A 12,661-nucleotide genomic window follows, 5' to 3' on the forward strand; every position below is an offset into this window, starting at 1 on the left:
GACGAACTCACAATGAACATCCTCTCCTACGGACACAAGATCCGTACTAATAGGGTGTCCACTAAACGAGGGTAACCTCAGACTTTCCGGACATACCGACTTAACCGGATATGGCACCCAGCGTCCATAGCGACGGCATACGCGGCGGTAAGATGCATCCCACACCTTTTGGCGGCCTGGCGTACCGAACATCCGCCTTGGACGAGATCTACAAGCTGGAAAGCCTGGCTCCCGCGGCGATCAACTCGTTTGGCTTTATGCACGACCGGCAATCCGTAGGCATGGCAAAAATTCAGAGCATGCCTGTAATGACAGCCAAGCTCACCAGCCGCAGAACGAACGCTACGCCCACTGCCAACCATGGCAACCAAGCCACGACGATCCGATTCAGACAACGAATAAAAAGGGCCAACAACCCCAGACACAACAACACCCTCCTAAGGAAAAGTGTTGCAACGACCCTCTGAACTCAAGTGAACCCAGGCCATGAAAAGGCTCCGCGGCTAAAAAGCCTCGGAGCCTTAAATCCGTGTGAAAAGTTCTTAACTTAGAACGGCACGTTGATGGGCAGGCCAGCTGCGAACTGGTTGTACGCCCAGTAAGCGTAGCCGATGATTTCACCGATCAGGTCAAATGCGCTGGACAAAGCAAACAAGGTATTCTCCTTCAACTGTCACGAAACTCTTATTTAGGTATCGCGACGGCATGCAACCGCGTTACATCGGCGCAATATTGTGTTTTTTGGGCAGGTCATGGGCCGACTTCGTGGCCAATTGCCGCAGCGCCTGGCGCAGGGCAATGCGCGATTGATTTGGCTGAATCATGGCATCGAGGTAGCCGCGTTCCGCTGCCACGTAGGGTGCTGTCATGGTCTCATCGTAGAAGTCCATGAACATCTTCTTGGTCATCTCGCGCTGCTCTGGGGTCTCGGCGGCCTCAAGCTGCTTTCCCGCAATCATGACCACGGCGGCGGCAGCACCCATGACGGCGATCTGCGCGGTAGGCCACGCCAAGTTAATATCGCCGCTCAAGTTCTTCGACCCCATGACGGCATAGGCGCCGCCGTAGGCCTTGCGCACGATGAGCGAGACCTTTGGCACGGTCGCTTCCACGACCGCGAAGGCGAACTTCGCACCGCGGTGAATCAGGCCCACCTTCTCCTGTTCCACACCCGGCAGGTAGCCCGGCGTATCGACTACGAAGACGAGCGGAACATTGTAGGCATCGCAGATGCGGATAAAGCGCGCGCCCTTATCGGCGGCATCGGCATCAATGCACCCGGCCAAGTGCATGGGGTTATTGGCCACAAAACCCACCGTCTTGCCGTCGATGCGGCCAAAGGCGGTGATCATATTCGGCGCGAAGTTTTCCTGGATTTCGATGATCTCATCGTCATCGCCAAGCTGGGTGAGCAGGTCCATCATGTCGTAACCGGCATTGGTGTCATCCGGCATGAAGGAATTTAGATCCTCGTCTTCGGTGATTTCGGCATCAGAAGGCGCGGGGAAAGTCGGCGATTCATCAAAGCAGGTCAGCGGCAGGTGATCTAAAATATCGCGCACCATGTCAAAGGCGTCTTCCTCAGAATCCACCACGGCGGAAACGTTGCCGTTCAGCTCCTGCTGGCGGGCGCCGCCGAGCTCAGCGGAGGTGACGTCTTCACCGGTAACCTCACGGATGACGTTGGGACCGGTGACATACATTTCCGCTTCCTCATCCACCGCGATGACAAAGTCTGTGGTCACCGGCGCGTAGACCGCACCGCCGGCGGATTTACCCATCATGATGGAAATCTGCGGGCTGCGGCCAGATAGCGGCAGCTGGCGGCGGGCAATTTCGGAGTACATGGCCAGCGAGGTCACCGCATCTTGGATGCGAGCGCCACCGGAATCTTGGATGCCGATGACCGGGCAGCCAATCTTGATGGCCATATCCATGATCTCGGTGACCTTCTTGCCAAAGGTGACACCCACGGAACCGCCGTAGACCGTCTTATCGTGAGCATAGATGCATACGGGCCGGCCGGATACGCGGCCATAGCCTGTGACCACACCATCGGAATAGATGGCCTCCGGGTCACCCGGAGTCTTGCCCAAGGAACCAGTTTCGACAAAGGAACCTTCATCCAAGAGCTCGTTGATGCGCTGGCGAGGAGTGGTACGGCCTGCCTCGTCGCGGCGTGTGCGGGAACGCTCACTGCCTGGATCTTGCGCCTCATCTAGGCGCTTGCGCAAGTCAGCGAGTTTCTCAGCGGTTGTTTGCTTGGCCGCCACGTATCTTCTCCTCGATCCAATCGTTCATATGCTTGCCCACGGTGCCAATGGCTGGCTCGTCCGGCACTGCCAAGTGATCACCGGGCAGCTGCACAATATCTAGATCCTTAACGATAACGCCCCAGCCGCCATCCGGATCAACCTCAGCGTAGCGCGGCTCTAGCTCGATCGCACCGTCATGCATCCGCTCGGAGCGGAAAAGCAGCACGGGAACGCTGACATCGGCCCAGCGGTGGAAATCGATCTTGGCCAAAATCTGGTTATCCACAAAGGACGCGCGCTGGTGCTCCAAGACGCCGGCGGAAAGGCCGTGTTCGGAGGCATCCGTCGTGGCCAAGAATTCCGCCAGCATGGTCATCAGAGCGTCCTCGCCCATGGTGTCCAGCATCTCGTACGGCGGCTCAAAGTCCAGGCCGTAGGTCTTCTTGGCAAAGGCGGCGTAACGCTCCCACCGGGCACGGGTTTCCTCCAGCGTATCCGGTGCCGGGTGGGACGGCTGCGTGGTATCGAGCAAGGAAATGAAGGCGACCTCTGCGCTCTCCTCCCCACGCTTGCTGCGCTCTGCCAGCTGGTAGGCCACCTCGTAGGCCAAAGCGCCGCCAAAGGACCAACCGCCGAGGACGACCTTGCGGCCGCGCGCATAGCGAACGATGTCCTCGATATAAGCGGCGGCTCGCTCTTCTAAGGAGCCCTCAATCCTTTCCACGCCGTAGACGGCGACATCCGCTGGCAGCCTGCGAGTCAGCGGTTGGTAGACAACCGTGGTTCCACCGGCCGGGTGGAACATGAACACGGCGGGCCCATCGGCCTCACGCAGGACGCGGATATTGCCTTCCACCTCGGTCTCGAGGCCCTCACGGACCAGGTCAGACAAGGTTTCCAGTGCTTCGGCGTCGAGGACCTGCTGCGCGGTGACATCGATGTGGGCGCGCTCGCGCAAACGCTCGGCAATCTGTGCTGCCACTTCCTCGGAGATTTCCGGAAGCGGCGAGGTCACGCCCGCCGGGGCCTTGCCGGTAATGCTTGCCCACGTGCCGAAGACCATGCGTTCAGAGGCATCGCGCGGGGCAATGCCCACGCCCTGCTCTGAGGCCTCCGCAGTCTCGTCTGCTGCGGGCGCGGACTCTGTAGCCGCCGGTGCAGCGTCGGCGCTAGCGTCACTGTTATCTAAGCGACCGCCAGCAACGGCCTCCTCAACCATGGTGATGACGTCTGCCAAGGAGGCATCGCGAAGCGCCTGCACCTGCAGCGGTGGAATCTGGAAGTCATTTTCCACGCGGTTTTTAATGCGCATGCCCATCAAGGAATCGAGGCCCAGGTCAATCAGCGGCAGCTCGCGCGGGAGATCCGAGACGTCATAGCCCATGGATTCGGACACGATAAGCGCCAGGCGGTCCTCGACGGTCTCTTGCCGTGGATCCCAGCGCACGGCATCCACATCCTCCTCCTCGGCAGCCGTCTCCGTGCCGGCGTTGCCCTCTGGCACCGCCGCCACCCCAGGGATCGCGCCCGCGCCCAAATCCAGGCCGGAGGCAAAACCTTCCGCCAAGAGCTCAGTGCGCGTGTCCTGCACGCTATAGACGGCAATGGACATTCCACCAATGGACGTGGTGACGACGGTAGTAATTTCCCCGTACGGCGGGAGATCGCGGTGTTCCTCCGCGGCCACGATGTGTGCCCCAGGCTGTACCGCTTCTGCGGCAGCCTCCACGATGGCCAGCGTGGACGGGGCCTGATCCGCGTTGGTGGAAAAGGCTACCTTGCCCTCCGGCAAGTTCACGCGGTTACCGGGCAGGCCGGAGACCCCGGCCGAAGGCCGCGCATTGGTCCAAAAACGCTGGCGGTTGAACTGCGTGTACGGCGCTTCTGCCTGCGAGCCCGAGCCCACTACGGCGGCGAAATTCACCGGGGTTCCCGTCACGTAGAGCTTGCTCAACAAATCCAACAAAGACTCGGTAGGGTCCACCTTGCGCTTTAAGCTATACAGCAATTGCGCATCGGCCTTGCCCACGGCAAACGCCGTAGACATAAGCCCCATGAGCGCCACTGGGTTCGGCGAAATCTCCACCAGCTGAGTGTGCCCTGCGGCAAATGCTTGTTCCGTAGCGTCCTGCAGGTACACCGGGTAGCGGGTCATGCGCAGCCAGTAATCCTCATCGTGGACGGTGGTGCCGGGGCGGTAGACCTCGCCCTTATCCACGGAGGAAAAGAGCGTCGTATGCAGCGGGCGGGCCTCCATGCCGGCGATGGCTGCTTCGAGTTCGCCCAAAATCGGATCGACGGCAGAGGTATGCCCCGCGGCCTTCACGTTGAGGGCGCGGGCGAATTTCCCTTCATCGTCGAGTTTTTCCACCAACTCCAGTACCGCCTGGCGCGGACCACCCACGGTGGTCATGCCGGGGCCGGTATAGACGGCTGGCTCGATGGATGCATCGAGGGCGGCAATGTCTTCGGCGGATAGCTCGACGACGGCCATGGCTCCTTGCTCGGCATCGCTTAGCGATGCCTCTCCCTCGCCCATCAAGCGCGCGCGGTGGCAGGCAATAATCATCGCATCCCGCGCGGAAATTCCACCTGCGGCATAGGCCGCGGCGATTTCACCCATGGACATGCCCATAACGCCCGCCGGACGCACGCCGAAGGAGGCCAGTAGGTCCGTCAGCGCGATCTGGATGGCGGTGATGGCAACCTGCGCCGTTTCCGTGTCATAAGTTTGGGAATCGTCTTCAACGATGCCCAGGATGGACCAGCCTGACTCGAAATCCACGATGGCATCGAGTTCTTTCAGCCGCGTACTAAACAGCGGTGAGAGGGCGATCATGTCCTTCGCCATCTTGCGGTGTTGGGAACCAAAGCCTGAATATACGAAGACCGGCCCCTGCACCTGCGGGGAATCCGCGGCCGCAATGCCAACAGACACCTTGCCCTCAGCCACCTGGCGTAGGCGCTTAATGGCCTCTTCAGTCGAGCTAGCCATGACGACGGCGCGCGAGCGCGAGTGGTTGCGGCGCGCGACCGTGCGCGCTACATCTGCCAAGTCTGGCTGCTCTGCCTCTAAGAAATCCGCGAGCAGGCCCGCCGCACGCGCGCGGCGAGACGGCAAGAGGCCAGAGACCGGCAACGCCACCGTTCCGGTGGACAACTGCGGATCACTGGTGTGCGGGGTGCCCTGGTAATCCGTCAAGACGACGTGGGCATTCGTGCCGCCAAAGCCAAAGCCCGATACGCCGGCCACCTTTTTCCCGGAGTATTCCGGCCACTCGCGCGGGTCTTCAACGACCTCGAGGCGCTCGCCCACGAAATCGATATAGCGATTGGGCCCGGAGTAATTGATATTCGCCGGGATAATATCGTGCCGCATGGCCTCGATGACCTTGATGAGGCCCACGACACCCGCAGCGGATTCAGAGTGGCCGATATTGGTCTTGGCAGAGCCCAAGAGGACGGGCGATTCCATCCCACGCCCAGTACCCAGCACGCGACCGAGCGCGCTAGCCTCGATGGGATCTCCCAAGATGGTGCCCGTTCCGTGGGCCTCCACATAATCCACATCCTCGGGTGCTACGCCCGCGTCCGCGTAGGCACGGCGCAACACGTCTTCTTGCGCTTCTGGATTAGGTGCGGTCAGGCCATTCGAGTGACCATCGGAATTGACGGCAGAGCCCTTAAGAACGGCTAGGATTTCATCGCCATCGGCCTCCGCATCCTCCAGGCGCTTGAGCACCAGAACACCGGCGGCATCGGCACGCACGATGCCATCGGCGTCATCAGAAAAAGCATGAATGGCGCTGGTAGGAGAAGTAACGCCCAATTCCGAAAAGGCGGTGGAGGCGTGCGGGGCAGCCAAGATATTCACGCCACCCGCCAGCGCTACATCGGCGGCGCCGGTGCGCAGATCCTTGATTGCATGATCGACCGCAACCAAGGAAGACGAGCAGGCCGTATCCACATTGATGGACGGGCCGCGGAAATCCAGGGCATAAGAAATGCGGTTGGCAACGATTGCCGAGGAACTACCCGTGAGCGCATAAGGATGCATCTCCGTGGGATCGGCGGTAATCAGCATGCCGTAATCATTATTGGTCGAGCCCATGTACACGCCCGTGTGCGTGCCGCGCAGCTCATTGGCGGGAAGGCCCGCGTTCTCCAACGCGTGCCATACCAACTCGAGCAGGATGCGCTGCTGCGGATCCATATTCGCGGCCTCTAGCGGCGATAGGCCGAAGAACTCCGCATCAAAGGAGGCAACATCATCGATATAACCGCCATCGGTATTGTGCTGCGCGATCTTCTCACTCAATACGGGATCGGCGCTGTACTCAGACCACCGCCCCACCGGCAGCGGCCCCGTGCCCGCGCGCGATTCAGCGAGCATGGTCCAAAATTCCGGCACATCTTTAGCGCCTGGGAAACGTCCGGACAAGCCGATCACTGCAATATCAGAACCCTGCGCGGCGCGAGCTGTGCGCTGCACGCGCGGTGCATCGTCGTGCCGCCCCGCGGGCTCATTAAGCAAGCGATTGGCTAGAAGCTCAATCGTGGGGTACTCATACGCCACCGTCGCATCGAGCCGCGTGCCTAAAAGATTTTCTAATTCGCCCGACAGCACTACGGCATCCCGAGAAGAAAGACCATAGTTTTCCAGTGGGGTGGAATCTAAAATCTCTGTGGCCGCTACGCCCGTGGCCTGGGATACCCAGTCACGCAGCCATGCACGAAGTTGCTCGATGGTCATAAACCGTCTTTCCTAGTGGGGTTAATAGAACGACAAATACCTATATCGCTCTATTTTGTCACCTTGTTAACTTAACGTCCGAATCCGGCTTTAGGCTTGGTAGTCCTTTTTCGCCACGCGGCGGGCAATCTTATGCGAGGAGGTGCGCTTAATTTCCCCTGGCGCCTTCCACACGATATCGCTCGGGGTAATGCCGTGATTCTTTGTCACGGCCGTGCGAATTGCGTCGCTGGCGGCGGCGTCGCCGGACGGATCCGCGTCATCGGCGCGCTCCACCAAGAGCACCAAGGATTCTGAGTTTTCGCCCTCCACGGCAAACGCAGCGATGGAATCTGGGCGCACGTGCGCGGATGCGTCCTGCACGGTGCCTTCAATATCCTGCGGGTAGTGATTGCGCCCGGCGATGACAATGAGATCCTTAAGCCGTCCGGTGATATACAGCTCGCCCTCGATGATGGTAGCGAGATCGCCGGTGGCCATCCACCAGTCATCCTCTGGTAGGCCATCCTGAATGCGCTCGCCCAGGGTATTGCGGAAGGTAGCCGCGGTTTCTTCTGGGCGGTTGAGATAGCCAGTTGCCATATTTTGTCCATGCACCCAGATTTCACCGATGGTGCCCTCTGGGACCTCGGCCTTGGTTTCAGGATCCACGATGGCAAGGTGCTGGAACGAAACGCCCTGGCCATTCGAGGCGAAGGCAACCGTTGCAGCTGACTTTTCCTCAATAACAGCGTGCCCGTCCGCCAATTTTTCGCGGTTGAAATGGGAAATGACGGGGCGCTTTTTATCCTGTGCGGTAGCGACGATGAGGGTTGCTTCCGCCAAACCATAGGAGGGACGCAGCACGGAACGCTCGACGCTGAAGGTATCTAGGAATTTCTGCACCGCTGGTTCCGTCACCGGTTCAGAACCAATGAGGATTCCATCAACGTTGGAGAAATCCGCGTCCTTGCCGTAGCGCGCGGCCAATTCCAAGGCGAAATTGGGCACGGCGGTATAGATATTCTTCTCTTCACCCGGCTGGCGGCTGATGCGCTCCACCCACCGATTGGGATGCTGGATGAAGTCGCGCGGGGTCATCATGTCCAATTCGATGCCCAGAATAGTGGTGAATAGCGCCAAGATGATGCCCATATCATGGTGCATCGGCAGCCACGACACCACGCGCGGCGGGAACTGCAGGTTCACAGCCCGGAAGATCTGCAGCACATTCACCAAAATCGCGCGGTTGCTCAGCTCCACGCCGGCAGGGGTGCGCGTGGAACCAGAGGTGTACTGCAAGAAGGCGGTGGAATCCACGCCCTCGCCAGCGACCGGCTTCCACGACGCCGCCAAGGAATCAGGCAGCGCATTGATGGAAATGACGCGCGGGCGCTCCCACTCAGTGGAGAAATAGGTGCGTACCGCCGCGGCGGATACACGGTTGGTCAACACGATAGGGGGCTCGCAGTCAGCAAAGACCGCCTTGAGGTGGTCCGCGTGTCCCGGCTCATTCGGATCATAGAGCGGAATCGGGGTCATTCCCGCATACATCGCGCCTAAGAAACCAAAGAGGTATTCGGGGGAGTTGCCTGCCAGAATGGCCACGCGGGTGCCCGGTTCTGCAACTTGTTGCAGGCGCGCTGCCACCACTTTGATCCGGGTATTGATTTCCTGGCGGCTGAGCTCACGGGCGGTGTCCTCCTCACCGTAGAGCCACTGTCGCATTACTACCTGCGAAGTATCCGCGTCTGCCTGGTAGAGGGTCTCGGCCAAGCCTGCCAAGGTGAGTTCTGCGGGGAGGGCGATATTGCCCTCGGCGTCAAAAAACTTCCCCATGAGTTGCTGTAAATCCATCGATTCTCCTTTGGTAAATGCTTTTGTCTTAAAAAATATCGATGTTATAGCGCCTCATATTACACGGCATCAATGACACGGTGGGCCCAGTCCACAACCCACTGGTTCGCAGTAGTCCCCTCAATCACGCCGCCGTTATCGGCGTACTGCGCGTGTACTCCATTGGCCCCGATTAAATCCCTGGCGCGTTCCAAACCATTGCCCACGCCGGTGGGCGCATCACACACGGTGTCATTGGGAGCACAGATCTGGAAGGTCCTATCCGCAAGCTCTCCAAAGCCGTGCGGACGCGCTCCGCGCATAGTCGCTCCAGGCACGATGGGCTGAACGAGGCCAGAGACGGGTTCCAAGGCAATCTCGGCGCCGATTCCACCCAGCTCGTGGCCCGGGTTTTGGCCCACGCCGTTTTCACGCCGTCCATCTGCAATCAACGCCACACCCGCGATATTTTCTGCGGGGATTACGCCTTCGCCACCACCGATGTCATCGGCCACATCGCCGGCAATGACCGCGCCTTGGGAAAAACCGCTCAAAATGAACTTGGTCTGTGGGCAGCTATCGTGCATGCCGCGCAGCTCCTCATTCATCTTCGCGGTGCCCTCATCACGGGAATCGGTGTAGCTCATTTCCTCCTGCGCATTGATATTTTTAAATTGCGCAGTATAAGGAAGGGTCCACACCTTTACATTATCCCCGTAAGCCTCCTGCAACGGCTGCGTAATAGACAGCATGAACGAGCGTGGATTAGCAGAAGGGTTGAGGGGATCATCGTCGGCCGCGGATTCCCAGGTACCTGGCGCGGAAATAAACTCCACGGCCGGGCACCAATCCGGCTGGGATTGCTCCGGTGGTGCTGCAGACTCTGACTCCTTGGGGGCGCTAGGCCCCGCCGAGTCCGAGGTCGTGAGGTAGTGCACCGCCCCCACGCCGATGACGACGAGGAGGGCAAGGACGGCAACAACGGTAATGATTTTTCGCATGAACTAGTTGTACCCGGAAAACCTCAAAGGAAGCTAGCAAAGGGCTGAACGTGCGTTGTTCTGAAGCAGCTTGGTGAGCTCGTCAAAGTCCTTATCAGAGCGTTGCTGCTCAATCAGTTGCCCGGCCACTGCGGGAATAGTGATTTCATCATCGCCGCAAGCGCCCTGGCCTGCACCGAGGAGCTGATCTTCTACCCCATCGACGTTCACGCCAGCATCCTTTAACGAATCCAGATACGCAGCCTCTTCCTTGGGCAGCTGCGCGGACGGGATTTCAGAGATCTCGCGGGCACCACGGTCCTCCGGGGAGTTCGCGGAACCAGACCCGTTCCGCGGCTCAGCGGAGCCCTTGGAATCGTGCTTGGACTCGGAGGGCTCCTCCGAGGAGGAAGCGCTGCTAGATGCAGACTCGCTGCTGCTCGTGGTCGATTCTTCGGAGGTCTTTTCACGCGACAGCGGCGCCACCGAAGTGTCATTGCCGGAGTCACTATCCACGGTGGCAGAGTCACACCCTGCCAAGCCGAGGCATAAGACCGCTCCTACGATGGCTAATTTACGCATGCTTATTTCTTTTCAGCCTGTACGCGGCCCATGACTTCACTGATCGTTCCGTGCTGGAACTCCTGCTTCAATCCACCAGCTGCGATTTCGGAGTAATCAGAGGTGGGCCAGCCAAATTCGCCGTGTTCCCAGCCCTTCTTACCCCATTCATCCATGATGGCACCCTTCAAGATGTAGTGCGCACCGGATTCTGGGGACCAGTAGATGGAGCCATGCTCAAATTCCTGGAAGAAGCCATTGCCATCCTTGACCTTCTTCTCACCGTCCGTGGGGAAGCCCAGTGGGGATTCGACACCGCCCATATCCTTGTACTTTTTGCCAATGGCACCAAAGGACACCTGGTTCTTGCCGTCCGGGTTGCGGGTCAAAACGCCGTTTTGGAATTCCTGGGTAAAGCCTTCGCCCACCTTCTTGACCGGGCCGGTCGGGTACTTCAGATCGCCGCCTTCATAGCCCTTCTCGCCCCACTTCTTAAACATGTCGCCGGTGATTTCCCAGGCGCCGGTCTCTGGGCTCCAGTAAATGGAACCGTTTTCGAAGTGCACGTAGCGTCCCTTGCCATCTGGCGTCTTAAGTTCATCGGACTTCGGGAAGCCCAACCAAGAGGTAGGGCCACCGATTTCCGCATAGCGGGCGCCAATGCGGCCGTACAGGGCATGCGCACCGGTCTCCGGGGACCAGTACGCCGTACCAGTTTCGAAGTCTTGTGCCTTGCCCTTATCAGCAACGTCATATTCGTTATTCAGGCAGGAACCGATGCGGCCTTCCTTGGTGGCCTTGGCGATCTCGCCTTCGGTCTGACAGTTCGCACCGCGGTCGGCCTTGTCAATATTGAGGGCATCCGCAATGTACGGCCATGCATTCTGCATCTCAAATTGCCAGAATTCCCAGCTGTGCACGCCGGAGGGGCGGAATTTCACCACAGGTTCCACATTGGCGCGCTTCGCGTAATCCACGAAGGTCTGGGTGGACATGCGGGAGATGACCTCGAGCCCCATGCCGGCCAAGCTGGCCTGACCCTTGGCCACGGAGGTGGCATTGCCAAAGTCATCCTTGCCGTTACCGGCAGAGACATAGACCTGCATGTCCTTGAGGTTTTCGATGCCCAGCTTCGGATCGTGGTCGATCCAGTCCTGCGAGCCCGGCTCGCCCCACATCTTGTGGGAATCGAATCCACCGGCATCGCGCTGCGCGGCCATGATGGCCTGCGGCATGCCGCGGGTGGTCGTATCCAGGTAGCCAGAGAACGAACCCACGAAACCGAACAGGTGGGGGTTGCGCTCCGCCAAGTTGATCGCCGCGGTACCACCCATGGACAGCCCAGTGACCGCACGCTTCTGGTTGGAGCGGTATTCCTTATCCAAGATGGGAACCAATTCCTTGGTCAGGAAGGTCTCCCACTTGTAGTTCTTGCCTGCATCCGGCTGCTGCCAGTCGGAGTAGAAGGAGGATTCGCCGCCCACTGGCATAATGAGGTTGACGTTGCGGTCCGCGTACTGGTTGAGGATATTGGTCTCAATGGTCCAGCCGGACTCGTCATCGCGGGCGCGCAGGCCATCAAGAGCCCATACCTCTGGGAACTTCTTCTCCGGCTGCGAATACCAGTCGCGCGCGAGCTGGATCTGCACCTTCTGCTCGTGATCCGGCATGGCTGCGGACTGGATATAAACCATCAGGTGACGGTTGGACAGGTACTCCACACGGTTGATCTTTACGCCATCCGGCAGGCCCTCCACCTGTGGATATTCGGTCTCCACTGGAGTACGGGCCGGCGGATCCTTGGGCGCAAAGTGATCAGACAGACTGCTGCCGTTGCCTGACTGAGAAGAGCTCATGTCACCGAGAGAGCTTTGGGCGGTGGCATTGGGCAGCAGGGCAAGTCCAACGGCAATGGCGGTCGGCATGGCTGCTACCGCGAGCCCCTTGCGGGCCTTGCCCGGGGAAGTGTTTTTGCGCATAGGTAAACGTCCTTGAAAATTTACCGCGGCCGCATTCCGAAGGTTCCCCTCCTCCGGACTGCTACCTGCGGCGTGAGCTGTCTATTGTGCGCTTAAGTTTAAGTTGAACTTGAGGCTTTGGGAAGGCTGACACGCCGTACAAAGTTATATCACCATTTATCTTGATAGATCCTGCCCATTACGTTGTTTGCAGTTCCACTTGAAGGAGCCCAGGATTCGTAACTCTGCCCCTGTGCAGGGACAGGTTATGTTTGTCTGCGTTCCTTTTGCTTTTCTTTTTCAGGAGCAGTGGAACTAGTCGCTGGCTTCGGTATGGCT

At 59.3% G+C, this 12,661-nt stretch carries 6 protein-coding genes; all 6 read right to left on the reverse strand.

Going from position 1 to position 12,661, the window contains the following annotated elements:
• Positions 1 to 716: 716 nt before the first annotated feature.
• Complete coding sequence (locus tag ABRP95_RS11540; RefSeq protein ID WP_284783745.1) at positions 717 to 2,273, reverse strand: acyl-CoA carboxylase subunit beta; 1,557 nt, start codon at positions 2,271 to 2,273, stop codon at positions 717 to 719.
• The gene (locus ABRP95_RS11545; protein WP_349839472.1) at positions 2,248 to 7,008 is read right to left on the reverse strand and encodes a beta-ketoacyl synthase N-terminal-like domain-containing protein; all 4,761 of its coding nucleotides are present in this window, start codon (positions 7,006 to 7,008) and stop codon (positions 2,248 to 2,250) included. Before ABRP95_RS11545 ends, ABRP95_RS11540 begins: the two co-directional genes overlap by 26 nt.
• 90 nt (positions 7,009 to 7,098) lie before the next feature.
• Positions 7,099 to 8,844, reverse strand: coding sequence for a FadD32-like long-chain-fatty-acid--AMP ligase (locus tag ABRP95_RS11550; protein WP_349839473.1), 1,746 nt, complete (start codon positions 8,842 to 8,844; stop codon positions 7,099 to 7,101).
• Between the two features lie 59 nt (positions 8,845 to 8,903).
• Positions 8,904 to 9,824, reverse strand: a complete 921-nt coding sequence (locus ABRP95_RS11555; protein WP_284783740.1) for a cutinase family protein — start codon at positions 9,822 to 9,824, stop codon at positions 8,904 to 8,906.
• Positions 9,825 to 9,857: 33 nt separating this feature from the next.
• The gene (locus ABRP95_RS11560) at positions 9,858 to 10,385 is read right to left on the reverse strand and encodes a hypothetical protein (RefSeq protein ID WP_284783738.1); all 528 of its coding nucleotides are present in this window, start codon (positions 10,383 to 10,385) and stop codon (positions 9,858 to 9,860) included.
• Positions 10,386 to 10,387: 2 nt separating this feature from the next.
• Positions 10,388 to 12,343: an alpha/beta hydrolase-fold protein gene (locus tag ABRP95_RS11565; protein ID WP_284796917.1), complete on the reverse strand. Its 1,956-nt coding sequence runs from the start codon at positions 12,341 to 12,343 to the stop codon at positions 10,388 to 10,390.
• Positions 12,344 to 12,661: the final 318 nt, after the last annotated feature.

It is taken from the genome of Corynebacterium sp. KPL2895, from assembly GCF_040225815.1.
Taxonomy (GTDB): Bacteria; Actinomycetota; Actinomycetes; order Mycobacteriales; family Mycobacteriaceae; genus Corynebacterium; species Corynebacterium rhinophilum.